We start from the raw sequence: 25,911 nt of genomic DNA, 5'->3' as shown, positions 1-25,911 counted from the left end.
CGCTCAGCGCCCCTTCGGCAGGCCGAGCATCCGCTCGGCGACGATGTTCCGCTGGATCTGCGAGGTGCCCGCGGCGATCGTGTACGAGAGGGAGGACAGCCGGTCCAGGACCCACTCCCGGTCCAGATCGAGGCTGTCCGCACCGAGCACCTCGGCCGCCGCCCCGTACAGCTCCTGGCGGGCCTGCGAGTAGCGCAGTTTGAAGACCGATCCGCCGGTGCCGGGGACGCCGCCGCTGCGCTGGGCCTCGCTGACGTTCCACTGGGTGAGCCGCCACAGCGCCCGGAATTCCGCGTTCAGCCTGCCGAGCCGGCGGCGCAGCACCGGGTCGTCCCAGCGGCCGTTCGCCCGCGCGGCCGCCGCCAGTTCACCGAGGGTGCGGCGGCAGGCGACGACCTCGCCGACGAAGGCCGTACCGCGTTCGAAGGAGAGGGTGACCATGGTGACCCGCCAGCCGTCGTTCTCCGCGCCGACGCGGTGGGAGACCGGCACCCGGACCTCGTCGAGGAACATCTCGGCGAACTCCGTGGACCCGGCGAGGGTCCGCAGCGGGCGGACGGTGATCCCCGGCGCGTCCATCGGCAGGGCGAGCCAGCTGATGCCGCGGTGTTTCGGCGCCTCCGGATCCGTACGCACGAGCAGTTCGCACCAGTCGGCGACCTCGGCGTGCGAGGTCCAGATCTTCTGTCCGCTCACCACGTAGTGGTCGCCGTCCCGTACGGCCCGGGTGCGCAGCGCGGCCAGGTCGGAGCCCGCGTCCGGTTCGCTGAACCCCTGGCACCAGATCTCGTCGCCGCGCAGGACGGGCGGCAGCCAGCGGGCCCGCTGACCGGCCGTGCCCTCGGCGGCGATGGTGGGCCCGGCGTGCAGCAGCCCGACGAAGTTGGCGCCGACGTACGGGGCACCGGCCCGCTCGGTCTCCTCCAGGTAGATCAGGTGCTGGGTGGGGGTGGCGCCCCGGCCGCCCGCGTCGAGCGGCCAGTGCAGACCGGCGTACCCGGCGTCGTGGAGCATCCGCTGCCAGGCGGTGTCGTACGCGCGGCGGGCGGGCCAGTCGTCGGGCGGGGGCTTCGCGGGCAGCCCGGGGAGCACCGAGGCGAGCCACTTCCGCAGCCGCGCCCGGAACTCCTCCTCTTCCTCCGTGTACGTGAGGTCCACGGCGCGGCCGCCTACTCGACCCGGTCCCGGTCGAGATCCAGACCGAGCATCCGGATCGCGTTTCCGCGCATCAGTTTGTAGACGGTCTCCTCGTCCAGTCCCTTGACGTGGTCGAGGGCGACCTCCTTGGTGTGCGGGAAGGTCGAGTCGACGTGCGGGTAGTCGGTCTCGAAGGTGGCGTTGTCGCGGCCGACGACGTCGAGGGACGCGATCCCGTGCTTGTCGCGGAAGAAGCAGCAGAAGATCTGCCGGTAGTAGTACGTGGACGGCGGCTCGGGGATCAGGTCGCGCACCCCGCCCCAGGCGCGGTGCTCCTCCCACACGTCGTCGGCGCGCTCCAGGGCGTACGGGATCCAGCCCATCTGGCCCTCGCTGTAGGCCAGCTTGAGGTGCGGGTGCTTCACCAGGACCCCGCTGAACAGGAAGTCCATCATGGAGGCCATGGCGTTGTTGAAGGAGAGCGACGCCTGGACGGCGGGCGGGGCGTCGGGGGAGGCCGCGGGCATCTGCGAGCTGGACCCGATGTGCATGTTCACGACCGTTCCGGTCTCCTGGCAGACCGCGAAGAACGGGTCCCAGTACCCGGTGTGGATCGAGGGCAGACCGAGGTGGGTGGGGATCTCGGAGAAGGTCACCGCCCGCACCCCGCGGGCGGCGTTGCGCCTGATCTCCGCGACGGCCAGGTCGATGTCCCAGAGCGGGATGATGCAGAGGGGGATCAGCCGGCCGCCGCTGTCGCCGCACCACTCCTCGACCATCCAGTCGTTGTAGGCGCGCACACAGGCGAGGGCGACCTCCTTGTCGTGGGCCTCGGCGAAGGTCTGGCCGCAGAAGCGCGGGAAGGTGGGGAAGCAGAGGGACGCCTCGACATGGTTGAGGTCCATGTCCTTGAGGCGCTCGGCCGGGTCCCAGCAGCCGGGCCGCATCTCCGAGCGGGTGATGCCCTCCAGGGTCATGTCGTCGCGGTCGAAGCCGACGGCGGCGATGTTGCGCTTGTACGGGAACTTCAGGTCCTCGTAGATCCACCAGTCGGTGGGCGGTCCGTCGGGGTCCATCGTGATGACGTACTTGCCTCCCGTGTACGCCAGCTCGCCGATGCCCGCCGTCAGCGGCTGCGGGCCGCGCTCGCGGTACTTGGCGGGCAGCCAGGTGGAGAAGAGGTGCGGTGGCTCGATCACATGGTCGTCGACGCTGACGATCCGAGGCAGTTCCGTCATGGTGTCCCCTTCGGCGCACTCGGCCAATATCTGATGACCCGTCAGATTCACTTCGGCACCCAGGCTAGCCCCGCACCCCTGGACCGACAAGGCGCAGCGCTCTACGCTCTCCGCACTATCTGACTATCCGTCAGTTCAGAGGGGATCACCGTGGGAGCCGTGAACGACGGGAACACCGGAGACGCACCGGCGGGGGACGCGTCCGCGACGGAGATCGCGCACGGCCTGGGCGCCTCCCGCACCTTCTGGGAGCTGATCGAGCGCCGGGCCGCCCTGACCCCGGACCGTCCCGTACTCCTCCAGGGCGACCGCGGCCTCACCTTCGGCGAGCTGCGCAACCGCGCCGAACGGGTCGCCGCCGGACTGTACGAACTGGGGGTGCGCTCCGGCAGTGTGGTCGCCTGGCAGCTGCCGACCCGGCTGGAGACCGCCCTGCTGTCCTTCGCGCTGACCCGGCTCGGGGCGGTGCAGACACCGGTCATCCCGTTCTACCGGGACCGCGAGGTGGGGTTCGCGCTGCGCGAGTCACAGGCCGCCTTCTTCGCCGTACCGGGCCTGTGGCGCGGCTTCGACCACACGGCGATGGCGCACCGCCTCGCCGGGGAACTGAAGCGCCCGCCGCTGGTCTTCGAGGCGTACGGGACGCTCCCGGACGCCGATCCGGCGCTGCTGCCGCCCCCTCCCGCGCCCGCCGACGGGACCGCGGTGCGCTGGATCTACTGGACCTCGGGCACCACGTCCGACCCGAAGGGCGTGCTGCACACCGACCGCAGCCTGATCGCGGCCGGCTCCTGTCTGGCGCACGCCCTGCACCTGTCGGCGGACGACGTGGGCTCGATGGCCTTCCCGTTCGCCCATGTCGCCGGGCCCGACTACACCGTGATGCTGCTGCTGTACGGCTTCCCCGCGGTGATGTTCGAGCACTTCGCACTGCCGGACGCGCTGGCGGAGTACCGGCGCCACGGGGTGACGGTGGCGGGCGGATCGACCGCGTTCTACTCGATGTTCCTGGCCGAACAGCGCAAGGACCCGGACCGGAGGCTGATCCCCACCCTGCGGCTGCTCGCGGGCGGCGGGGCACCGAAACCTCCGGAGATCCACCGTGCGGTCGTCCACGAGATGGGCGTCGTGCTGACCCACGGCTACGGGATGACCGAGGTCCCGATGATCACCATGGGCACCCCGGACGACACGGCGGAGCACCTCGCCCTGACGGAGGGCCGCCCCCCGGCGGGCATGGAGATCCGGATCACCGACGAGCGGGGGACGCCGCTCCCGTACGGCGAGGAGGGGGAGGTACGGCTGCGCGGCGAAGCGGTCTGCCGGGGCTATCTGAACCCGGACGCCTCGGCCCCGGCCTTCGACGACGAGAACTTCCTGATCACCGGAGACGTCGGCCGGCTCCAGGAGAGCGGCCACCTCACCCTGACCGGCCGCCTCAAGGACATCATCATCCGCAAGGGCGAGAACATCTCCGCCAAGGAGATCGAGGACCTGCTCCACCGCCACCCCGGCGTGGCCGACGCGGCGGTGATAGGGCTGCCGGACCCGGAGCGCGGGGAGCGGGTCTGCGCGGTGGTCGAACAGCCCGCCGGGGCGCCGGTCCTGACCCTGGCCGAGCTCGCCGGACACCTGCGCACCGAGGGCCTCTCGGTGCACAAGGTGCCGGAACAGCTGGAGGTGGTGGACGCTCTGCCGCGCAACGAGACGCTGCGCAAGGTGCTCAAGTACAAGCTGCGGGAGCGATTCGCCTGATCCGAGCGGGACCGGACCGGCCGCCCGCGGGCGAACGTCCGCTACAGGGATTCCAGTTCGGCCTGGAGGTCCGGGTCGTCCAGGCCCGGCAGGGTGTAGCCCACCGGCTCCTGCCACTCGACCGCGCCGTCGTCGATCGCCACGCGCCACTCGGCGTCGGGCACGGCCCGGCGCAGCTCGGTCATGGAGCCCAGCAGATGGCGGAGCTGCGGGAACATGCGGGCGGGTTCGAAGGAGAGCTTGGTGGATCCGGCCAGGATCTGCCCGGGCTCGTCCCCACCTGTGTCGTACAGGTGGAGTCCTTCCTCGTCGTCGTAGGGATACGTGGCTCCGCGCACGGTCACGACCCGCTGGACGGCAACGGTCTCGGCCGGGCTCAGGGGCGTGTCGCGGCGGGCCGAGTAATAGAGGGAGACGCTCATGGGTGGAGCGTAAAACGGGGCACTGACAATGCCCGGGTCCGGGCGCACGGGGGCGGGGCACGGACGGCGGCTCGGCACGTCCGCACCCCGCCCCCGGCCGGAAAGCCGGAAACCGGGAATCCGGGAATCCGGGAATCCGGGCGGGGAAGACCGGGAAGGGGGCAGGGGAAGGGGTTACGCGTCCGGCTCGATCACCGTGAAGTAGCTGGCGAACGCGGCCACCGCGTCGCTCTCGGCGACCCGGCCGTCCCGGTCGGTGTCCAGGCTCTGGGCGGCGACGCTCGCGATCTCGCCACTGGCGCCGAGGACTCTCAGCGCCCGCTCCACGGCCGCCACCGAGGCCGCCCCGCCGTTCTCGCCGTCCGCGACGGCGATGGCCGCCCGCAGGAAGGGGCGGGCGATCTCCGCGAAGCGCTCGGGGTTGTCGCGCAGCCGTTTCACGGCCCCGCCCACGAACTCCTCACGGGTGACACGCTGGTCCCCGTCCACATCGGCGATCCCCGCCATGCCCTGCCAGAACGCCTCGGCCCCGGTGTAGAGCGCCTGGCCCTTGTCGCAGCGGGCCGTCGTACCGAACTCGGCGAGCAGACGGGCCGCGGCTGCGTTGAAATCGGCGCGATCGATGTATCCGTTGCCGTCCTGGTCGAAGGCGGCGAACCGGTGCGCGATCTTGCGCTCGTACTCTGCGCTGTCCATGCGGGGAGCGTACGACGCCCGGAGCCCTCACGTGTCACTAACGCACGCCACCCATGTGACAACCTGGTATTCACCAGGGCTTCAGGCGGAGAGCGGCTGGGCTTCCTCGTCGACGGCGGCCGCCGTGTCGGAGAAGACCGCGAAGAGCCGGCGCACCCCGAGCGCGGCGAGCACCCGGTTGACGTGGGAGCCGTCCTCGGCCCCCCGGGCCGGGAGAATCAGCCGCAGCCGGCCGCCGCAGGACTTCATCAGACGGCGCGAGGCGATCAGCACGCCGACCCCGCTGGAATCGCAGAAGAAGACGTCCGACAGGTCGAGCACCACGTCGTGGCGGCCCTCGGCGACCGCGTCGTGCACGGACTGACGGACGACGGGTGAGGTCACCAGATCCAGTTCACCCCGGATCCTCAGCACGGTCCACGCGCCCTGTTCGGTCTCGTCCACCTTCAGTGTCACGCGGCTGGACCTCTCGTTCCGGGGGGCTCCCGACCATGCGGAAGTTTCCGTTCCTCCTCGCGGCTGCCCCACCGCTCATCCATGAAACACCGACCCACTCAAAAAGGAACAGAGGGTTTCCTGCGGAAATGATCACTTCGGGTCCATTTCTCCCGCCGAGAGCACGGGCGGTTGACACATTCCCTACCATCCCTGGCCCTTCACCGTGCGGAGTTGAGGGAAACGTGCGTGATTGAGCGGTGCCGCCGACTACATTCGGAGTGACGAGCGGCACAGGACAGGGCAGATCAGGACAGAGCAGGGCACGGAGCAGGGCACAGGGCTGGGGGTTTCATGGCGAAGGACGCACCTCCCCGCTGGGACCGCAGGATGCAGCAACGGCTGGCACGCGGCGAGGCGGCGGCACTCGGCGAGCTCTACGACCGGTTCGCCGCGCTGGTCCACAGCCAGGCGAACCGGATGCTCGACGACGAGGACGCCGCCGACCTGGTGACCCGCGAGGTCTTCGGCCAGGTCTGGGAGAACCCCCACGCGTACGACCCCCAGCAGGGCTCGATGCGGTCCTGGGTGGCCCGGCTCACCCACCGCCAGTCCGTGAAACGGCTGCGCACGACGGAAGCCTCCTCCTACGAGGAGGAGCACGGGCACGGCGCCGTACTCGACCCGGAGGAGCTGGAGCGGCGCGTGCGCAGGGCCACCGCCGCGGCCCGCGCCGACTACATCGTCGCCTCCATGCCCGCACCCCTGCGCGCCGCGCTGGAACTCGCGTACATCCAGCGCCGGGACTACCGGCAGACCGCGGCCGACCTCGGAGTGACCGAGGACGAGGCCAGGCGACGGCTCCGGCTGGGACTCCAGCTGCTGTCCACCGCGAACGCCCGGCCACTGGAAGGGTCCTCGCCACCCGGATACGGTCGGACACTGTGACCGGCGAAGACGACAACGGCCGCGAGAGCCGCGGGCGCGACGACGAGGTACGGGGTGCGCCGCGCATACCGGCACCCCGTGGCGCAGCGGACGACCTCGACGACCTGGACCTCGCCGCCGTCATGCGCAGGGCCGCCCTCCAGGACGTACGGCGCGAGCCCCCGCCGGAGGAACCCGCGCCCGAGGAGCCCGCGCCGCAGGCGCCCCCGGCCGTCGAACCCGTGCACGAGGCGCCGCCGGCCGCGGCATCGGCGCCGGTCTGCCCCGCGCCGGACGAGCACCCACCCGAGGCGCCCTCGGCCGAAGCGCCCGCCGCCCCTACGGAACCGGAGCCCGAGGTGATGTCGGCCGCGCCGGTCCTCTCCCACCAGGTCCTCAAATCCCTCCTCGGCGCCTGGGCCCTCTCGGCCTGCTCGGCCGGGGAGACCGCGGCCGTCGAGGATCACCTCACCGAGTGCGCCGTCTGCGCGGACGAGGCCCTGCGGCTGCGCGACGCGGTGGGGCTGCTGCACACCGACCGCTCCCTGGACCTCGACCCGACGCTGCGTTCCCGGGTGATCGACGGCTGCCTGGGGCGTCGTCCGGCCGAGATCCCCGTACCGGGCTGGGCCGCACCGTACGACGCCGAGACCGCGCGGCTGGATGCCCTGCTGCGGGACATCGGCGACGCGGAATGGCACGCCCCGGTGCGGCTGAAGTGGTTCGAGAGCGAGCGCGCGGTCCACCGCAGAACGACGGTCGCCGGGGTGATCGGCCATCTCATGGCCGTCGACGGGCTGGTCTCCGCGGCCCTCGGCCTCGACGACCCGGTCGGGACCGGCGACGTGCCGTTCTCCCCCACCGAGCGCACCGAGACGTACTGGTCGGCCGCGCGCCTGCCACCCACCCGGACCGTCCGTGAACCCTGGCGCGACCAGACCCACGAGCTGATCCGCACGGTGTCCTTCGCCGGCCGCGACATCGCGGACCACTCCGTCTCCTACGGGGACTTCGCCCTCCCGCTCCGGGACTCGCTGCTGGACCGGGCGTTCGAGTGCTGGATGCACGGCGGGGACATCGCCGACGCGGTGGACTACCCGTACGGGGCACCGTCCGCCCCGCATCTGCACCGGATGATCGACCTGGCGGCCCGGCTGCTCCCCGCCGCGCTCGCCGGTCGCCGTCGTACGGGCCTTGCCGCACCGGCCAAGGAACTGGTCATGGCCGGTTCACCGGGCCGCTCGCTCCATCTGGAGGTCGAGGGACACGGCGGCGGCAACTGGTACATCGCACTGGACTCCCCGGCCGCCGTCGGCTCCCCCGATCACGCGGTGGCACAGGTCGCGCTCGACGGGGTGGAGTTCTGCCGGCTGGTCGCGGGCCACATCTCCCCGGTGGACGCGGCGGCGGGCCAGGAGGGCGACCGCGAGGCGATCCGCGACGTACTGTTCGCGGCGGCCTCGCTCAGCCGCCTGTAGACAGCCCCGCTCCCCGGAGCCCGACCGACAGGCGCGACCGGCCCGACCGGTCGAGCCGTTCGCGCCGGTCACGGTCCCGCTACGCGAAGACCACCGTACGGCGGCCGTTGAGCAGAATCCGCCGTTCCGCGTGCCACTTCACCGCGCGCGCGAGCGCCTGGCACTCCACGTCGCGGCCGATCGCCACGAGCTGGTCCGGCGTCACGTCGTGACCGACCCGCTCGACCTCCTGCTCGATGATCGGGCCCTCGTCGAGGTCCGCGGTCACATAGTGCGCGGTCGCGCCGATCAGCTTCACACCGCGCGCATGCGCCTGGTGGTACGGCTTCGCACCCTTGAAGCTCGGCAGGAACGAGTGGTGGATGTTGATGATCCGGCCGCTCAGCTGCTTGCAGAGGTCGTCCGAGAGGACCTGCATGTACCGGGCCAGGACGACCAGTTCGACATCCTCCTCGCGCACCAGCTCCAGCAGCCGCGCCTCGGCGTCCGCCTTGTTCTCCCTGGTCACCGGAAGGTGCCGGAAGGGGATGCCGTACGAGGCGACGAGCTCGGCGAACTCCGTGTGGTTGGAGACGACGGCCGCGATCTCGACCGGCAACGCGCCGATCCGGGAGCGGAACAGCAGGTCGTTCAGGCAGTGCCCGAACTTGCTGACCATCAGCACGATCCGCATCCGGTCCGAGGACCGGTGGATCTGCCAGTCCATCCGGAAGGAGTCCCCGATGGCCGCGAAGCTGGCCCGCAGCTTGTCCACCGTCACCGGGGAGTCCGCCGAGAAGTGGACGCGCATGAAGAACAGACCCGTGTCGTGATCGCCGAACTGCTGACTGTCCTCGATGTTGCACCCGGTCATGAAGAGGTAGCTCGACACGGCGTGCACGATGCCCTGTTTGTCGGGGCACGAAAGAGTGAGGACGTACTGCCCGGATACGGCGTCCGAGGCGGCGGGAGAGGCGGGCTGCGGCGCGGTCATCCCCGTAGGGTGCCACACCCGCCCGGTCTCAGGCGGCCCTGGTCATGATGCGGATGACGTCCAGGGAACGGGGCGGGATGTCCGGATCCTCGGCGTCGTTCGTGGCGAGCATCACATGCGCCTCGCGGGCCGCCCGGACGGCCTCCGGCCAGCCGTGATGTTCCAGATAGGCGGATACGGGGGCGTCCGCGCCGACCTGGTGCATGATGCGCAGCACCCGCAGCGCGGCGACATCGACGGCGGCGGCCTCACCGGAGTCCCGGAAGATCGTCCCGACGTATTTCTCGGCGGACCAGTTGTCGAGCCAGGTGTCCTCGACCAGGCGGTACACGGCGTCGGTGACGTCCCCGTACCCTTCCCGGCCGGCCAGCCAGCACTCGTGGTGGAAGGTGGGGTCGGAGAGCATGTGCAGCGCCGAGCGCACGTTGGTGCGCCAGCGCCACCACGGCATGTCATTGAGCGGCATGCCGCCCATGGTGGAGGAGCGACGGCCGCGACGGGAAGTGTTCTCCGAACCTTGCTGCACGGTTGTCGATCGTACGTTCCCTTTTCCCGTGTGCGTACGGGCCCCCGCAATTCACCTCGATGTCACCGAGCGTTGAACGGAGCACTCTGCGGCGTTACCCGAGGGGCGGAAATGTACAGACCTATGACCGGACGGCGACGCCCCACCTCCCCCCGCCCCTACAGGTTCCTCACATGTACGGCGGCGGCCGGGGCAGTGCTGATATCCGGCTGCGGTGTGCTCCCTGGGGCCTCGGGGGGCTCCAGGGAGCCCGTCACCGTGATGACGTGGGCGCCCGACCGTTCGGACGACGCCGACGCGGTGAACATGTCGGGGATGCCGGCGATGGCGAAGACGTACGCCCGCTGGGTCAACGAGCGGGGCGGCATGGGCGGGCACGAGCTGCGCGTGATCGTCTGCAACGAGGGCGACACCTCCGTCGGCGCGGAGAAGTGCGCCCGGGACGCGGTCCGGCGGAAGGTGACCGCGGTCGTCGGGTCCTACAGCCGGCACGGGCGGTCCTTCATGGCCCCGCTGGAGGCCGCCGGAATTCCGTACATCGGTGGGTACGGCGCCTCCGACGAGGAGTTCACCAGCTATGTCTCCTACCCGGTCAACGGCGGCCAGTCGGCGCTCCTGGCGGGCAACGGCAAGCAGCTGGCGGCCGGATGCGGCCAGGTGTCGCTGGTGCGGCCCGACTCGATCGCCGGCGACGGCATGCCGTCGCTCCTCAACACCAGCCTCCTGGCGGCCGACCGGCCCGAGTCCGTGGACATCCTGGCTCCGGAGACGGCCACGTCCTACGCCGACCAGGCGACGAAGGCGCTGGAGCAGGCGGGCGACGGCTGTGTGACGGCGGTGCTCGGCGAACGCACGGAGACCTTCTTCGACTCCTTCCGCCGACTCGAACCGGAGGGCAGCGGGGTGCGGATCTCCTCCGTGCTCGGCAGCGTCGGCCAGCCGCTCATCGACCGCACGGGCGGCCGGAACAGCCCGTTCGAAGGGGCCTACGTCACCGGCTGGTACCCGGATTCGGGCGACGCGCGCTGGGACGGGATGCGCGAGGTGATCCGGAAGCACGCGTTCGGCGACAACCGCGTCGACCCGGAGGACACGGGCGTGCAGACCACCTGGATCGCGTACACGGCGCTGAGGGCGGTCGTCGAGTCGCTCGGCGACTCCACGGTCACCTCCGGCCGGGTCACCGCCGCCCTCAACCACGGTGTGCGGGTCGACACCGGCGGACTGACGCCGGTCCTGCGCTGGCGCTACAAGGACATGGTCGGCTCGTCCGCGTATCCGCGCATCGTCAACGGGAAGGTGACGTTCCAGGTGGTCCGTGAAGGCCGTCTCGTCGCCGACAGGAAGGGCTTCGTGGATGTCACGGAGACCCTGTCCGACGCCCCGAACACCCTGGGCTGAGCCGCCGGCCGGCTCACCGGCGGACCTTCGGCGGCTCTTCCGGACCTCCTGCGCGCCTACGGGCCCCCGGCGGCCGGTCGGCTCCCCGGCCGGAGAGCCGGAGAGCCGCAGGAGAGCCGGAGACCCGCAGGAGAGCCGGAGACCCGCAGGAGAGCCGCCGCGGCTCAGAGCTGGGTCGGGGCGTGCTTGGTCAGGCCGTACTTCTCGGCGATGGCGTTCCACAGCGGCGACGCCTTGGCCTTGGCCTTGCTCGCGTCACCGCTGCGCATGGTGGCCTGCACCGTCTCGTCGGTCGACCTGGCCTTGCCGCCCTTGCACACCTTCTTGTTGTTCTTGGCCTGCCCGGCCCACGCGGCGTAGTGGTCGTCGGCCGACGCGGACGCCTCCCACGCCTTGGTCAGTGAGGCGGTCAGCGCGGCGTGGTCGGGCAGCTTGTCGACGGTGAGCCCCTGGAGCCTGGTCACCAGATCACGTCGCTGCTGGGCCGCGCCCTTGAGATCGGTGGCCGCCTGGTCCAGCGCCCGGCAGGACTTGATCTTCTCCACGGCGCCGATCACCGCCGAACGGCTGTTGTTGCTGTCGGCCAGCAGCTTGTCGAGCGCCTGGGCCTGCGGCTCGGCGGGGTCGGCCGCCTGGGTGCCGGTCTTCTCGGCCGAGGGACTCTGCGCGGACACCGGCTGCTTGTCGTCCTTCTTGTCGTCCTCGCCACCGCTCATCAGCGCGCCCGCGCCGAGCCCGATGACGGCGCAGCCGGCGACGACCGCGGCGATCAGCGCGACGTGCGGGCGTCGCTTGCGCGGCGCGGGACCGCCGTCCTGATGCTGCTGCGGCGGCTCCTGCGGCCCGCCCGCCCCCGGGAAGGCCTGGGGCCCCGGCCGGTACGCCTGCGGGGCCTGCGGCGGCAACTGCCCGCTCTGCGGCCCCTGCTGCTGCGCCTGGTACTGCTGCTGCGGAGCCTGCTGCTGCCCCTGCTGCTGTGCGGGGTCGAAGTGCGGCATCTGCTGCGTGGCACCCGCGGGCGCCTCGTTGCGGAACAGGTTGTCGAACTCCGCGGGCGGCTGCCGGTCCCCCGGCGCCCCCGGCCTGATCCCGTACGGGGCGCCTCCGGGCACCGGCGGTATGTACTGCGTCGCGTCCGCGTCCGCCGCCTGCGGGGCGGGGCCGGACTGCGGCACGTGCCCCAGGTACGCCGTGGACTCGGCGGGCCGCTCGGGCGGCAGCCCACCGGCACCGGGCCCGCTCGGAACCGGTCCGGGTCCACCGGGTACGGGCGCGATGAACTGCGTGGCGTCCGCGTCCCCGCCGGGCGCGCCGGCGACGGCGCCCGGTCCCGCCTCGGGCGGCAGCGGCTGCGCGTACGGCTGGGGCCGTCCCTGCTGCGGAGGCTGCTGGTACGCGCCCGGCTGCTGCTGCGGCGCCTGCTGGTACGCACCGGGCTGCTGGGCCTGCTGGTACGCACCGGGCTGCGGAGGCTGCTGATACGGGTCGGGCTGCTGCGGCTGGTACGCACCCGGCTGCTGCGGCTGCTGGTACGGCCCCGGCTGCGCGGGCGGCAACTGCTGCGCCTGCGGATATCCCTGCCCGCCCGGCCCCTGCTGCCCCGGTGCCTGGGCGTCCGGGTGCGGTGGCTGAGCGGTCTGCGGCCCCCAGGGCTGCCCCCATGGCTGCCCGCCCGCCGGCACGGCCTGCTCGGCCGGGCCGCCCGCGTCGCCCCCCGGGATCCACGGGGCACCGCCGTCTGCGGGCAGCACGACCCCTTCGTGCGCGGGCCGTACAGCAGGGAGCTGCCGCTCGTCACCCTGTCCGCTCTGCGTCACCGGGACTCCTACGTGTAAACCTACGGAATCGTCGGCTCACGCTATCGGGTGGCCGCCCGCCTCCGCCAAGCGCGTGATGCCACTCACCACCCCTTCACACGCCGGGTAACACCGAGCGCTCTTAAGACGCTGTTAAGGGGCGACTTCGCGATTCCGCGGTTCGGACCGCGGATCGGCCGCAGTTCGGACCGCGGTTCCGCCGCAGTCCGGGCCGCGTTCCGGGCCGCCCCCGTGACCCCTTCTCAGGCCGCCTGAAGCTCCAGTCGCGCGCCGAACTCCCGTACCGCCGCCTCGTCCCCGTACGGCAGGAGCCGCTGCTGGAGGTCATCGAGATATTCCGCACCTCGGCTGGAGCGCACCGTCCCCAGCAGCTCCATCGCCCGCATCCCCGTGTGGCAGGCCCGCTCCACCTCGCGCTGCTGCACCTGAGCCGTGGCCAGGAGCACCAGCCCGATGCCGCGGCGCCGCGTCCGGGACTCCGGCAGGGCGGCCAGGGCCTCCTTCGCCCGGCGCGCCGCGGGCTCCGCCTGCCCCAGGTCGCGGTGGCAGTGCGCCAGCTCGTCCGCGAGGTACCCCGCGTCGAAGTGGGCGATCCAGTCCGGGTCGTCACCGGTGTCCGGGTCGGCGTGCTCCATGGCCGCCAACGCCCGGCCCGCCACCGCCTGGCAGGTGCGGGCGTCGCCCAGCAGCGCGTGTCCGCGGGCCTCCGCCGCGTGGAACATCGCTTCCGCCCTCGGCGTCACCCGTCCGCGCGCCCCCTCCTGCGCGGCCCGCGCCAACTGGGCGATCTCCCTGGGGTTGCCGAGCTGCGCGGCGAGGTGGCTCATCGACGCGGCCAGCACATATCCGCCGTACGCCCGGTCCCCCGCGGCCTGGGCCAGCCGCAGCGCCTGGATGTAGTACCGCTGGGCGAGGCCCGGCTGGCCGGTGTCGATCGCCATGTAGCCGCCGAGCTCGGTGAGCCGTGCGACCGCGCCGAACAGCTCCCGGCCGACCGCCTCGCGATACGCCCCCGAAAGCAGCCCGGAGACCACGCTGTTGAGGTAGTGGACCAGCACCGGACGCACATGTCCGCTGCCGAAACGGTGGTCGAGGTCGACGAGCGCGGCCGTCATCGCCCGTACCGCCTCCACGTCCGACATACCGACGCGTGCCCCGGCCGTCCGGGCGACCTGCGGATCGGCACCCGTGATCAGCCAGTCCCTGCTGGGTTCCACGAGGGCGGAGGCGGCCACCGTGGAGCCGGTCAGCAGATCGCGGCGGCCCACGTCACTGCGCCACAGCTCGCAGACCTGCTCGATCGCGCCCATGACCGTCGGCGCGAACTGGAGGCCGACGCCGGAGGCCAGATTCTTGCCGTTGGCCATGCCGATCTCGTCGATCGTGACCGTACGGCCGAGCTTGCGTCCGAGCGCCTCGGCGATGATTCCCGGTGCCCTGCCGCGTGGTTGCTGACCGCGCAGCCACCGGGCCACGGACGTCTTGTCGTAACGGAGATCGAGTCCGCGTTCGGCGCCGACCATGTTGACGCGTCGCGCGAGACCCGCGTTGGAGCAAGCCGCTTCCTGAATGAGTGTCTGAAGCCGTTCGTTCGGCTGGCGGGCTACGAGTGGCCTGGCTGCCATGTTTCCCCCTTGATGGACAGAGATGGATGCGCGTGATGCGCGGAGACAGAGATGGTTACGCGGTGATCGATGAACGGATCACTGCCCGGCGGATACACAAGAAATGCGCATATTCCAACGGCATTCGGTACGAGAACGGCGAGTTGCTCAGTTCTGCATGGGGCTACCCACACACTGACGCACCGCCGCACGCGCGCCCCCGCCCATGCATCCATGCGCCCCGTACGGGGGACCGATGCGCCGTGACGCGTATGCCGCGCCCGTAACCCCAGGTGGCGGGGGGAGTTGTGCTCTTCGTGGAAGAGACCATCGGAGTCACGAAGCACGCGCACGTCCCCCAACAGCGAGGCGAGCAACTGCTCGACGCCGCCGTGCGGTACACGGAAGAGCGCCACTGGGACGTGTTCCCCGGCACCTGGCTGGAGGCGGTGGGCGGCCGGGAGCGCTGCTCCTGCGAGGACGACGGCTGTGCCGCCCCCGGAGCGCACGCTCCCCGGCCCGACTGGGCGGGCCAGGCGACCGGCAGCGCCGCCGCCGCCCGCCGGATGTGGTCCAAGCACCCCAGGGCCTCGGTCCTGCTGCCGACCGGCCGGACCTTCGACGCGATCGACGTTCCCGAGTCGGCGGGCTTCCTGGCGCTGGCCCGGATGGAACGGATGGGTCTGACGCTCGGCCCGGTCACCTGCACCCCCGACCGCCGGATGCTGTTCTTCGTCCTGCCGGGCGCCGCGGTCAAGGTCGCCGAGCTGGTACGGACCCTGGGCTGGAACGCCGAGGCGATCGACCTGGTGGGCCGCGGCGACGGCCATTACGTGGCGGGACCCCCGACCCGGATCGGGGGACGCGGCGCCGTGCAGTGGGCGCGCCGCCCCACCCACGCCAACCGGTGGCTGCCGGACGCCGAGGAGCTGATCAGCCCGCTCGCCTACGCCTGCGCACGCGAGGCGGCGGACGCTCGGGCACGCCTTTCGTAGGGTGGTCCCCAAGGATGGGGATATCGAAAGGCTGTGCCATGCCGGACCGGGCAGATGCACGAGACGTAGCGGATGAGCAGAACGCACAGGGCGCGCGGAGCACCCGGAGCGCGCAGGAGGACCGGGCGGGCGGGGCGGGGAACGGGCCGCCCGCCGTTCGTGTGGACGGCCTGTGGAAGCGGTTCGGGGATCAGATCGCGGTGGCCGGGATCGACCTGGAGCTGCCCGCCGGCAAGTTCATCGGCCTGGTGGGGCCCAACGGGGCGGGGAAGACCACCACGCTGTCGATGGTGACGGGGCTGCTCCGGCCCGACATGGGAAAGGTCGAGGTCGCCGGGCACGACGTGTGGACGGACCCGGTCCAGGTGAAGTCCCGGATCGGGGTGCTGCCGGAGGGACTGCGGCTCTTCGAACGGCTCTCGGGGCGTGAACTCCTGGCATACACCGGCCGGTTGCGTGGGCTGCCGGGGGACGAGGTCGACAAGCGGGCCACCCAGCTGCTGGACGTACTCGATCTCGCGGGCTCGCAGCACAAGCTGGTCGTGGACTACTCGACCGGTATGAGGAAGAAGATCGGTCTGGCCGCGGCCCTGCTGCACAACCCCGAAGTGCTCTTCCTCGACGAGCCCTTCGAGGGCGTCGACCCGGTGTCGGCACAGACCATTCGCGGGGTTCTGGAGCGGTACACCCGGTCCGGGGCGACCGTCGTCTTCTCCAGCCATGTGATGGAGCTGGTCGAGTCGCTGTGCGACTGGGTGGCCGTCATGGCCGCGGGCCGGATCAAGGCGCAGGGCACTCTCGCGGAAGTGCGCGGCGACGCCCCCTCGTTGCAGAGCGCCTTCCTGGAGCTGGTCGGCGCGGGCGGCCGGGACACCGGGGACTCCCTGGACTGGCTGGGCGGCACCCGATGAGCGTGCTCGACGTCCCCGGGGGGACCGCGGCCCCGGCCGCCCGGAGCGAGGGCATCGTCTCCGTCTTCGTACGGCTCAAGCTGACACTCCTGCGCAACGGGCTGCGGCAGTCCTCCGGGCGGCGGGCCGTGTTCATCACCTCCCTGGTGTTCACGCTGCTGATCGCCGCCGGCCAGGTGCTCGGGCTGATCCTGATGCGCGGGCAGGCCGGCGCGGGCACTCTCGTCGTGCTGCTCACGGCGGTGGTGGCGGCCGGCTGGGCCGTGCTGCCGCTGTTCTTCCCCAGCGGCGACGAGACCCTCGACCCGAGCCGGCTGGTGATGCTGCCGCTGCGTCCCCGCCCCCTGGTCCGGGCGCTGCTGGTGGCCTCCCTGGTGGGCATCGGCCCGCTGTTCACGCTCTGCCTCGCCCTGGGTTCGGTGCTGGCCCTGGCGCACGGGGCGGCGGGCGTGGTGTTCGGGGTGATCGCGGTCCCGCTGACGCTGCTGATCTGTGTGGCGCTGGCCCGCTCCGTCGCCACCGCCAACATCCGGCTGCTGACCTCGCGCAAGGGCCGCGATCTGGCGGTGCTGAGCGGTCTGGTGATCGCGGTGGGCATCCAGTTCGTCAACTTCGGCGCGCAGCGGCTCGGCCGGGCGGGCGGGCTCGACGCGCTGGACCCGGTGGCGGACGTGGTGCGCTGGCTGCCGGGTGCCTCGGCCATAGGGGCGGTGGACTCCGCCTCGGACGGTTCGTACGGGCAGGCCCTCGTGCAGCTGCTGATCTCGGTCGCGGCGCTGGTGGCGCTGTTGTGGCTGTGGCAGCGGAGCCTGGTGAAGCTGATGACCTCGCCGGACGGTTCGACGCTGGCCGCGTCCGCCCCCGCCCGCAAGGAGTCGGCCCCGGGCCGCTCGGGGCTCGCCGCGCTGCTGCCGGAGGGCCGCACGGCCACGGTGATGCAGCGCAGTCTGCGGTACGTGGCACGGGACCCGAAGACCAAGGCGGCCTGGGTGACGGCGCTGGCGATCGGGCTGATCGTGCCGGTGCTCAACGCGGTGCAGGGCGCCGGCTCGGTCTACTTCGCGTGCTTCGCGGCCGGGATGCTCGGGATGCAGATGTACAACCAGTTCGGCCAGGACACCTCCGCCTTCTGGATGGTGGCGCTGACGATCTCCTCGACCCGGGACGCCTACCTCGAACTGCGGGCGCGGGCACTGGCGTTGCTGATGGTCACCTTGCCGTACACGATTCTGGTGACCTTGGTGACGGCCGCGGTCATCGGCGACTGGACGGCGATGCCGGGGGCGATGGGGCTGTCGTTCGCCCTGCTGGGCGCGATGCTGGCGACCGGCGCGGTGGCCTCCGCCGCGTGGCCGTACTCGATCCCGCAGGACGGCGCGTTCAAGAACGTGGTGCCGGGGCAGGGCGGGCTCGCCTGGATCTCGATCCTGGGCGGGATGGTGGCCTCGGGGCTGCTGGCGGCGCCCGTGATCGCGCTGACGATCTGGCTGCATGTGTCGGACCAGCACGAAGCGTTGTGGCTGGTGGTGCCGGTGGGGGCCGTATACGGGACGTTCATCGGCTGGGCGGGGCTGCGGGTGGCGGCTCCGCGCACGGCGAACCGGCTGCCGGAGATCCTGACCGCGGTCAGCAAGGGCTGACCGGCAGGCAGCGGCGGGGCGGGGGGCTCGGGGCCGGGTGGCCAGGGGCAGGTGGCTGGGGCGGGGGCAGGTGATCGCGGGAGCTACGGGGCGACCGGCTCCCGGTCCTCGTGGGACTCCTCCGCCAGCTGCTCCAGGAACGGCTCCACCGCCGCCCGCCAGCCCTCCGGCTGGTCGTAGTGGACGAGGTGGCCGGCGTCCGCCACCTCCGCGTACTGGCCGCGCGGCAGGACCCGGACCATCTCCTGGGCCTCGGCCCGGCCCAGCTCCCCGTCCAGCCCGCGCAGGACCAGGGCCGGGCACCGGACCTGTGTCAGCTCCTCCCAGTGCGCGTCGAAGACCCAGGTCGCCCGGGACGTGAGCATCTGACGGCGCGAGAACACCGGGCGCCAGCCGTCGGCCCGCTCCGCCATCACCTCGGCGTAGAACTCGCCGCGGGAGGGGCTCGGCCGCTCCACCCAGGGGTCGTCCTCGCCGAACCACTTCCGTACGTCGGCGAGGGTCGCGAACGGGACGGGCCAGGAGTCGAACCAGTCCCCCCACTCCCGCTGGGAGGCGGCGCCGAGTGCGGAGGCCCGCATGTCGGAGATGACGAGCGCCCGGACGAGATCGGGGCGCTTCGCGGCGAGCTGCCAGCCGGTGAGGGCGCCCATCGCATGACCGATGACGGTCACGGGGCCGAGGTCCAGCTGTTCGATGGCGGCCTCGGCGTCGGCGACGTAGGCGTCCCGGGTGTACGGGCCGTCGCTGGGCTTCTCGCTGCGGCCGTGGCCCCGCTGGTCGAGGCCGACCGCCCGGTGCCGCTCGGCGAGCCAGCGGGCGGTGGCGGCCCAGTGCGAGGCCCGGCCCATCAGCCCGTGGAGCAATAAGATCCCGGGCACGCGCTCCGCCTCCGCGCGCGCTTTGGGTGGATCCGCGAACTCCCACGCCGCGAGGCGTGCACCGCCGGATCCGGTCACATCGATGCGCTGCACCATAGGTTCTGGCACCCCCTTCTGGGTTCTCGATCACCGTGTGGTCGCGTCACGCCAGACTATCGAACGTTTATTCGAAAACCGGGTTCCGCCACATAACACCCCACCTTCGAGTGACCGCACCCAAGGATTGACGGCCGCCGCCGGGGGGAGATCTTCAGCGGGAGGCGGGCCGCTCGGGGATGACGGTTCGTGGGGATTGACCTTGAGAGCTCGGGGCTCCGGGTCAGCGAAGGGGAGGACCGGCCCCGGCGCCCTCGGGCGCCGGGGCCGCCCCCTGTTCCCCGGGCGCCGGAAACGCCCTGCCGGCCCCGTACGACAACGATGGCAACGAGCGGGCGGAAGCGCATCGGAGCATGCGTACGGGCCCGGGCCCGTGCACGGACAGCGGTGCGGGAACAGCCATGGGCACGGGGGCAGCCACGGGCACGGGAACGGACAGGGGCCTGGGCAGGGGGACGGCCACCGGCCGTGGATCGGCGAACGGCATGGGCATCCGGGCTCGTGGCAGCCGCCCTTCGGCGCACCTGCCAGTACGACGGGCGCATTCCCTGCTCCCTCCCCGACCGCGCGGCCGAACCCGGCCGGCACCCTCAGGTCATATGCCTGGCCTCAGCCTGGCACGCGATGCGCGCGGGCGCTGCAATTCCGGACGGAAATCAGAAAGCGGGCGTTACGGTTCGGTTTCCGTAGCGCCGCGCTTCCCGTTCCGTACGCGCCGTCCGCGCGCCGTTTCCCTACGCCGGGCGTGCGCCCCGCGTAGGGCCTGCGCGTCGGTCCTCCCGGCCGGGCCTGCGCGTCACCGCTCGGTGCCGGTGCCTGGGGCCGGTGTTTCGTGCCGGTGTTTCGTGCCGGTGCTCAGCGCCGTGTCAGCGCTTCGCGACGAACACGTGCGAGGCGACCTCGGCGTCCAGCTCGGCCGCCTCCCCACTGGAGCCGACCAGCACACCGCCGGGCGACTCCGTCACGCTGACCACGGAGCCGGGCTGCACGCCCGCGCGCCGCAGTGTGTACATCAGCTGGGCGTCGGTCTGGATCGGCTCGCCGATCCGCCGCACCACCACCGTCTTGCCCTCCGCGCCCGGGTCGAGCTCGGCCAGGCTCACCATGCCCTCGTCCAGGAACGGATCGGCCTCGGCCTTCTCGCCCAGCTCCTCCAGGCCCGGGATGGGATTCCCGTACGGAGACTCCGTGGGGTGCCGCAGCAGCTCCAGCACCCGGCGCTCCACGGCCTCGCTCATGACGTGCTCCCAGCGGCACGCCTCGGCGTGGACCTGCTCCCACTCCAGGCCGATCACGTCGACGAGCAGGCACTCGGCCAGCCGGTGCTTGCGCATCACGCGCGTCGCGAGCCTGCGGCCCTCGTCCGTCAGCTCCAGATGGCGGTCGCCCGCGACCTGGACGAGTCCGTCGCGCTCCATGCGCGCCACCGTCTGGCTGACCGTCGGACCGCTCTGGTCCAGCCGTTCAGCGATCCGGGCGCGCATGGGGACCACGCCTTCCTCTTCGAGTTCGAGGATGGTGCGGAGATACATCTCCGTGGTGTCGATCAGTCCGGACATACGTGCCCCTCGATGCTGTGACAAGAAAAACGTCGTGCGATGGCCCTGCACCAATTCTGACGCATACCGCCGACAACCGTGCCGCACGGACCGAAGACCATGCGGCGGAGCGGCCCAGGCGCTATTGACAGGCCACTGGTCCAGACCGCAACGTGATCGGCGGCACGGACATCCCACCCCGCCGAAAGGGCTCTCCCCGATGAGCGAAAGCAAGCTGGCCGGTCAGTTCTTCGACGCAGCGATCGGCCTGCTGACGCGCGTGCGGGACGAGGAATCCGGCAATATCGCGGCCGCCGGTGCCGCCATCGCCGACACCGTCGAGGCGGGCGGCCGGCTCTTCGCCTTCGGCGCCGGGCACTCCTCCCTCGCCGCGCAGGACGTCGTCTACCGGGCGGGCGGGCTCGCCCTGATGAACCTGCTCACGGTGCCGGGCACCATGGGCGTCGACGTCATGCCCGCCACGCTCGGCTCCGCGCTGGAGCGGGTGGACGGGCTCGCGTCGGCGGTACTGGACACCAGCCCCGCCACGTCCGGCGACGTACTCGTGATCATCTCGCTGTCCGGGCGCAACGCGCTGCCCATCGAGATGGCGCTGAACGCCCGTGCGCTCGGGCTGAAGGTCATCGGCGTCACCTCGGTCGCGTACACGGAGGGCACCCGGTCCCGGCATGTGTCGGGCGGCTTCCTGCGGGACCACTGCGACATCGTGCTCGACAGCAAGATCGCTATCGGCGACGCCGAACTGACGACGGACGGCATCGAGGCGCCGTTCGCGCCCGCGTCGACGGTGGTCACCAGTGCGGTGATGCAGGCGATGATGGCGGCCGCCGCCGAGGAGCTGGTGGCCAGGGGGATCGAGCCGCCGCTGCTGCGGTCGGGCAACGTCGACGGCGGACACGAGTGGAACGGCCGCGTCATGACGGAGTACGCGGACCGGGTCTTCTACCGCCACTGAACCAAGGGGTCCGAACCCTCCGCGGCCACTGAACCAAGGGATCCGGATCCTCCGCCGCTCCTGCCGCGCGAGCCGCCCCGCCCCCTCTGGGGGCCGGGGCGGGGCCCCGGCCCCCTCACACCCCGGACGGGCCCCCGGTGCCGCTGCCCGCGCCCGGCCCGCCGGCACGCAGCAGCTGGTGCAGATCCACCGCGGACGCGACCCGGACCGCCACACTCTCCGCGTACATCGCGTCCGGGCGTTCGAACGCGACCCGGTTCGCCGCGCGCAGGAACGTCACCACGCCCAGCGTCCTGCCCCGGCTCCGGAGCACCGCGCACAGGGCGTGCGCCGCGTCCCGGGGCCACTGCCGCTCCAACGCCCACGCCCCGTCCGCCGCACCCGCCGCACCCGCGCTCACCCGTACCGAGCCGGTGCGCTCCACCGCCTGGAGGACCGGGTGGCCGGGGCCGTAGCGCGCCGGGACGGCACCGCCCGACACCGGAAGGCACGGGCCCGGCGCGTCGGACGGCGTCGCCGCGGCCCGCACCAGCCGCTCCCCCGCCACCAGGTCGACCAGCACATGGTCGGCGAACCCGGCCAGCGCGAAGTCCAGCGAGGACGTCGCCGCCTCCATCGGGTCCTCGCACTCGGACGCCGCCCGCGCGGCCCGGTGCAGCTGGTTGGCCCGGAAGCGCACCCGGTCCGCGTCCTGCTCGGCCAGCTTCGCCCGGGTCACGTCCTGGAACAGCCAGCCCACGCCCAGGGGCACGGGCTCCTCGGCCAGCGGTGAGGCCAGCCGCAGGAATCCGCTGCGCCAGCAGCGCCGCCGGTCGCCCTCCGCCGTCCGCAGGGTCACCCAGATCTCGGTGGGGGCGGTCGGCGCCCCCTCGGCGAGCACGTGCTGGAGCGCGCCCTCCAGGTCCTCGACGCCCTGCACGACGAGTTCGCCCAGGGGGCGCCCCAGCAGCGTCGTACGGCCGCCGCCCAGCGCCCGTGCCGCGTGGGAGTTGACGACCGTGGGCCGCAGATCGACGTCGACCAGCACCACACCCCACGACGCGTCCTCGAACAGTGCCTCGCTGAGCGCGATCGACCGCTCCAGGTCGATCTGCGCGTGCACCTCGCTGAACGCGCAGTAGACCCCGGCCGGCTTTCCGTCCGCGCCCCGCACCCCGGCCGACTGGGTCCGTACGAGGACCCGGCCGCCGTCCTTGCGCAGCAGCGCGAACTCGTGCACCTGGCGCCCCGGAGAGGCCATGGCGGACATCAGCCGCCCCTGCACCTCGTCCGCGTCGGCCCTGCGCACGGCCCAGCCGGCGAACCCGGTCCGCCCGACGGCCTCCTCGGCGGACCAGCCGAGAATCCGCTCGGCCTCGCGGTTCCAGTGGGTGATCGTGCCGCCCGCGTCGAACGCGCACAGGGCGGCGTCCATCCCGTCGAGCAGTGCCGCGAGCAGTTCGGACCCGGGGATCGCCCCGGCCTCCGGGGACCCCGCGGCTGCTCTGCCGGGGCCCTCGTCCGGCCCGAGAGCGTCGGTGGTCCCACTGCTCCTGGAAGCACTCATTCCGTACCCCCCGCAGGACGTGTCGGCCCTTGCCGTACGTATTTCCGCACGTATCGCTGTACGTATTTCCGCACGTATCGCTGCACGTCACACCATTCAACTGGAACGTGACCCGGAGCACATCCACTTCACCGAAATCCGGCGGCATCCCGGGCTCCGCCCCCCGTGCGGCGGGCGTTCACCCAGGGGCGGGCGTTCACCCCGCGACAGGAGTTCACCGACGGCACGGCGGAGTGTGCGCGGCCCGTCACTCCGTGTCCACCGCGCGCACCCACCCTGGGGGCGCATTCGTCATGTCCGCGACACCAAGGAGCCGTTCTCGTGACGACCTTCCGTCCCGCACGTCCGGCGGCAGCGGCGGCGCTGGCCGTCTGCACCGCGCTGGCGACACTGACCGCCGCCCTGCCCGCCCGGGCGCACAGCGGCGCCACCGGCTCCCTCCCCGCGGTCACCCCGCGGGCCGAGACCCCCGCGCTGTACGACGACGAGGCGGGCGGCAACGCCAACGCCGACGACCCCGCGATCTGGCGCAACGCCGCCGACCCCGGCCGCAGCCTGGTGATCGCCACCGCGAAGGAGGGCGGGCTGCGCGTCTACGGCCTGGACGCCCGTCCGGTGCAGTCCGTCCCGGCCCCCGCCGCCCCCGGCCCCGAGGACGCCCCCGGCCGCTTCAACAACGTCGACCTGGTGCACGGGCTGCGGCTGGGGTCCGGCCGCACGGACCTGGCCGTCACGACCGACCGGGGCCACGACCGGCTGCGGGTCTACCGCATCGACCCGAACCGTCCGGGCGGCCCGCTCACCGACGTCACCGACCCGGCCGCGCCGCGCGTGTTCTCCGCCGGTCAGGACGAGGTCAACGACCAGGCGACCGCCTACGGCCTGGCCACCTGGACCGACCGGGCCACCGGCCGCTCGTACGCCCTGGCCAGCCGCCGCGGCCGGACCTCCGTCGCGCTGCTGGAGCTGACCGCCACCCCCGCCGGCACGGTCACCTACCGCAAGGTCCGCACGCTCGACCTGCCCGCCGCCTTCCGGCTGCCCGACGGCACCTCCTGGAGCCCCTGCGGGGAGCCCGGCGAGCTGCCCCAGATCGAGGGCATGGTGGTCGACCCGGCCAACGGCACGCTCTACGCCGGGCAGGAGGACGTCGGCATCTGGCGCCTGCGCGCCGACCTCACCGGCACCCCGGTGCTCGTCGACAAGGTGCGCGAGTACGGCGTTCCCGGTACGTACGACGAGGAGACCGAGGAGTGCGCCCCCGGCACCGACCCGGGCTTCGGCGGCACCCGTGTCGCGGCGGACGTCGAGGGGCTGACCCTGCTCACCGAGCCGGACGGCGACGGCTACCTCCTGGCCTCCAGCCAGGGCGACAACACCTTCGCGGCGTACGACCGCGAGCTCGCCGACCACAACGAGTACGAGGGCGGCTTCCGTGTCACGGCCGCCTCGGCCGCCCTGGACGGCTCCGAGGAGTGCGACGGCGCCGCCGTCCTGAACGCGCCCCTGGGCAGCCGGTATCCGAACGGTCTGCTCGTCGTCCAGGACGGCCACGCCACCCCCGGGGACGGCGACCGCGAAGCCACCGGCTTCAAGTTCGTCGACCTGGGCGAGGTCCTCGACGCCATCGAGGACTGACGGCGGCGCGAATTAAATCGGTTGAGGGCCCCGACGGGGTTTCCTAAGCTGATGGCACACAAGAGAGGAGGTGTTCCGGAAGTGATTTATCTTCGGACTCGTGAGGTGACTGCGGGCTGACGCCCGTCGTCGCGCTCTTGCAGTGCAGGCCGGTCGCCGGCCAATCCCAAGCAGTCACCGACCCGCAGGCTCGCCGGTAAGTCCGGCCGGCCCCTCCGCAAGGAGGGACCAGAGCCTGCGGGTTTCTGCGTGTCCGGGGCCGTACGGGCTCCGCGCGCCGTACGGCCCCGGCCGCGGGACCCCCGGGCCTACGGGACCCACGGGGCCTACGGGGCCTACAGAGCCCACGGGGCCTACGGGCAGAGCCGCTCCACCCGCCACCCCGTACCGCCGGCCTCCGCCCCCTGCTCCGCCGCGTCCTCGCGGACGTACCGCAGCCGGTCGTGCAGCCGGTTCTCGTGGCCCTGCCAGAACTCGATGGTGTCCGGGACGACACGGAAGCCGCCCCAGTGCGGCGGGGCCGGGACCTTCTCGCCCTCGGGGTAGCGCGCGGCCAGCTCCTCGTACCGGGTGACCAGCTCCTCGCGCGAGCCGATGACCGTGGACTGGGCGCTCGCCCAGGCGCCCAGCTGCGAGCCGTGCGGGCGGGTGCGGAAGTAGGCGACCGTCTCCTCGCGGGAGACCCGGGCCGCGGTGCCGGTGACGATGACCTGGCGGGCCAGCGGGTGCCAGGGGAAGAGCAGCGAGACATACGGGTTCGCGGTCAGCTCGCGGCCCTTGCGGGACCCGTAGTTCGTGAAGAAGACGAAGCCCCTGCTGTCGTACCGCTTCAGCAGGACCGTGCGGGAGGACGGGCGGCCCTCCGGGGTGGCCGTGGAGACCACCATGGCGTTCGGCTCGTGGAGCACGCCACCCGCCGCGACCTGGCGGAACCAGCGGGCGAACTGGTCCATCGGATCGGGGCTGAGGTCCTGCTCGGCGAACCGCTCCGAGCGGTACTGCTCGCGCATGGCCGCCGGATCGGTGGTGCAATCGAAACCGGGGGCGCGAACGGAGGTGGGAGCGGAGGAAGCAGCGGAAGGGGCCTTGTCGTCTCGTGTGGGCACGGGGTCATCCTGCCGCAGCGGCCGAGTGTGCCCGGCGGGGAGGGGTGGTAACCGCCGGCCGCCGAAATGAGGTCCTGTGCCGGATGTCACGCTTCCCCGCATCGTGGGAACCCGCCAATATCTTGTGGCAGGCCCCTGTGGCCTTCGTACAGCCACCGCCCGCCGCCGAACTGAG

General features: G+C 72.2%; 22 protein-coding genes. 9 read left to right on the top strand and 13 right to left on the bottom strand.

The genetic code is table 11. The annotated features are described in order from the left end of the window. Nucleotides 1–3: 3 nt before the first annotated feature. Nucleotides 4–1,158: an acyl-CoA dehydrogenase gene (locus OG251_RS23225; RefSeq protein ID WP_326678966.1), complete on the bottom strand. Its 1,155-nt coding sequence runs from the start codon at nt 1,156–1,158 to the stop codon at nt 4–6. Between the two features lie 11 nt (nt 1,159–1,169). Then, nucleotides 1,170–2,375, bottom strand: a complete 1,206-nt coding sequence (locus OG251_RS23220) for an amidohydrolase family protein (protein WP_326678965.1) — start codon at nt 2,373–2,375, stop codon at nt 1,170–1,172. 159 nt (nt 2,376–2,534) lie between these two features. Here OG251_RS23220 and OG251_RS23215 point away from each other — a divergent pair, with 159 nt between their 5' ends. Beyond that, nucleotides 2,535–4,130, top strand: a complete 1,596-nt coding sequence (locus tag OG251_RS23215) for a class I adenylate-forming enzyme family protein (RefSeq protein ID WP_326678964.1) — start codon at nt 2,535–2,537, stop codon at nt 4,128–4,130. 41 nt (nt 4,131–4,171) lie between these two features. On the opposite strand, the gene OG251_RS23210 is transcribed toward OG251_RS23215, so the two are convergent. The 3 genes from OG251_RS23210 to OG251_RS23200 all read right to left on the bottom strand — a co-directional run bounded on the left by OG251_RS23210 (nt 4,172) and on the right by OG251_RS23200 (nt 5,704). Further along, nucleotides 4,172–4,552, bottom strand: a complete 381-nt coding sequence (locus OG251_RS23210; RefSeq protein WP_326678963.1) for a hypothetical protein — start codon at nt 4,550–4,552, stop codon at nt 4,172–4,174. Nucleotides 4,553–4,726: 174 nt separating this feature from the next. Further along, a complete protein-coding gene (locus OG251_RS23205; protein ID WP_326678962.1) occupies nt 4,727–5,248 on the bottom strand; it encodes an EF-hand domain-containing protein in 522 nt (173 codons plus the stop codon). 81 nt (nt 5,249–5,329) lie between these two features. Beyond that, the gene (locus tag OG251_RS23200) at nt 5,330–5,704 is read right to left on the bottom strand and encodes an STAS domain-containing protein (protein WP_326678961.1); all 375 of its coding nucleotides are present in this window, start codon (nt 5,702–5,704) and stop codon (nt 5,330–5,332) included. Between the two features lie 333 nt (nt 5,705–6,037). Between OG251_RS23200 and OG251_RS23195 the strand changes: the two genes are divergently transcribed. Beyond that, on the top strand, nt 6,038–6,631 hold the full coding sequence (locus OG251_RS23195; protein WP_326678960.1) for an RNA polymerase sigma factor: 594 nt from the start codon (nt 6,038–6,040) through the stop codon (nt 6,629–6,631). Beyond that, complete coding sequence (locus tag OG251_RS23190; RefSeq protein WP_326678959.1) at nt 6,628–8,088, top strand: maleylpyruvate isomerase N-terminal domain-containing protein; 1,461 nt, start codon at nt 6,628–6,630, stop codon at nt 8,086–8,088. The genes OG251_RS23195 and OG251_RS23190 overlap by 4 nt, the downstream gene beginning before the upstream one ends. A 79-nt stretch (nt 8,089–8,167) precedes the next feature. Here the strand turns inward: OG251_RS23190 and purU are convergent, their stop codons facing one another. Both purU and OG251_RS23180 read right to left on the bottom strand, forming a co-directional pair. Continuing rightward, nucleotides 8,168–9,061 (bottom strand): formyltetrahydrofolate deformylase, encoded by an 894-nt coding sequence (gene purU / locus OG251_RS23185; protein ID WP_326678958.1) that lies wholly within the window; start codon nt 9,059–9,061, stop codon nt 8,168–8,170. 28 nt (nt 9,062–9,089) lie between these two features. Continuing rightward, nucleotides 9,090–9,536 carry an SCO4402 family protein gene (locus tag OG251_RS23180; protein WP_073718538.1) on the bottom strand — a complete coding sequence of 149 codons (447 nt, stop codon included), beginning with the start codon at nt 9,534–9,536 and terminating at the stop codon, nt 9,090–9,092. Between the two features lie 174 nt (nt 9,537–9,710). Between OG251_RS23180 and OG251_RS23175 the strand changes: the two genes are divergently transcribed. Next, nucleotides 9,711–10,988 (top strand): ABC transporter substrate-binding protein, encoded by a 1,278-nt coding sequence (locus OG251_RS23175; RefSeq protein WP_326681377.1) that lies wholly within the window; start codon nt 9,711–9,713, stop codon nt 10,986–10,988. A gap of 164 nt (nt 10,989–11,152) precedes the next feature. On the opposite strand, the gene OG251_RS23170 is transcribed toward OG251_RS23175, so the two are convergent. Further along, the gene (locus OG251_RS23170) at nt 11,153–12,805 is read right to left on the bottom strand and encodes a hypothetical protein (protein WP_326678957.1); all 1,653 of its coding nucleotides are present in this window, start codon (nt 12,803–12,805) and stop codon (nt 11,153–11,155) included. A gap of 242 nt (nt 12,806–13,047) precedes the next feature. Then, the gene (locus OG251_RS23165) at nt 13,048–14,430 is read right to left on the bottom strand and encodes a transcriptional regulator (RefSeq protein WP_073718541.1); all 1,383 of its coding nucleotides are present in this window, start codon (nt 14,428–14,430) and stop codon (nt 13,048–13,050) included. Between the two features lie 287 nt (nt 14,431–14,717). Here OG251_RS23165 and OG251_RS23160 point away from each other — a divergent pair, with 287 nt between their 5' ends. From OG251_RS23160 to OG251_RS23150, 3 genes are read left to right on the top strand one after another with little or no spacing between them, the layout of a single operon-like run. Further along, nucleotides 14,718–15,404 (top strand): bifunctional DNA primase/polymerase, encoded by a 687-nt coding sequence (locus tag OG251_RS23160; RefSeq protein ID WP_326678956.1) that lies wholly within the window; start codon nt 14,718–14,720, stop codon nt 15,402–15,404. A gap of 38 nt (nt 15,405–15,442) precedes the next feature. Then, on the top strand, nt 15,443–16,315 hold the full coding sequence (locus OG251_RS23155) for an ABC transporter ATP-binding protein (protein ID WP_326678955.1): 873 nt from the start codon (nt 15,443–15,445) through the stop codon (nt 16,313–16,315). After that, a complete protein-coding gene (locus OG251_RS23150) occupies nt 16,312–17,955 on the top strand; it encodes a transporter (protein ID WP_326678954.1) in 1,644 nt (547 codons plus the stop codon). Before OG251_RS23155 ends, OG251_RS23150 begins: the two co-directional genes overlap by 4 nt. Before the next feature lie 83 nt (nt 17,956–18,038). On the opposite strand, the gene OG251_RS23145 is transcribed toward OG251_RS23150, so the two are convergent. Together OG251_RS23145 and OG251_RS23140 are read right to left on the bottom strand one after the other, a co-directional pair. Then, on the bottom strand, nt 18,039–18,932 hold the full coding sequence (locus OG251_RS23145; RefSeq protein ID WP_326678953.1) for an alpha/beta fold hydrolase: 894 nt from the start codon (nt 18,930–18,932) through the stop codon (nt 18,039–18,041). Nucleotides 18,933–19,798: 866 nt separating this feature from the next. Beyond that, nucleotides 19,799–20,491: a metal-dependent transcriptional regulator gene (locus OG251_RS23140; protein WP_326678952.1), complete on the bottom strand. Its 693-nt coding sequence runs from the start codon at nt 20,489–20,491 to the stop codon at nt 19,799–19,801. Between the two features lie 199 nt (nt 20,492–20,690). Here OG251_RS23140 and OG251_RS23135 point away from each other — a divergent pair, with 199 nt between their 5' ends. Further along, complete coding sequence (locus tag OG251_RS23135) at nt 20,691–21,446, top strand: SIS domain-containing protein (protein WP_073718547.1); 756 nt, start codon at nt 20,691–20,693, stop codon at nt 21,444–21,446. Between the two features lie 115 nt (nt 21,447–21,561). Here the strand turns inward: OG251_RS23135 and OG251_RS23130 are convergent, their stop codons facing one another. Beyond that, nucleotides 21,562–22,992 (bottom strand): PAS domain-containing protein, encoded by a 1,431-nt coding sequence (locus OG251_RS23130; protein WP_326678951.1) that lies wholly within the window; start codon nt 22,990–22,992, stop codon nt 21,562–21,564. A 321-nt stretch (nt 22,993–23,313) separates the two neighbouring features. On the opposite strand from OG251_RS23130, the gene OG251_RS23125 reads away from it, so the two are divergent. Then, entirely contained in the window at nt 23,314–24,630 is a 1,317-nt protein-coding gene (locus OG251_RS23125; protein WP_326678950.1) for a phytase, read from the top strand. 353 nt (nt 24,631–24,983) lie between these two features. Here OG251_RS23125 and pdxH read toward each other — a convergent pair whose 3' ends face one another. Continuing rightward, entirely contained in the window at nt 24,984–25,640 is a 657-nt protein-coding gene (gene pdxH, locus OG251_RS23120) for a pyridoxamine 5'-phosphate oxidase (protein WP_326681376.1), read from the bottom strand. Between the last annotated feature and the right edge of the window lie 271 nt (nt 25,641–25,911).

The organism is Streptomyces sp. NBC_01237, assembly GCF_035917275.1.
In the GTDB taxonomy this organism is placed as follows: Bacteria; Actinomycetota; Actinomycetes; order Streptomycetales; family Streptomycetaceae; genus Streptomyces.
This window is presented reverse-complemented; position numbering and strand designations above follow the sequence as displayed.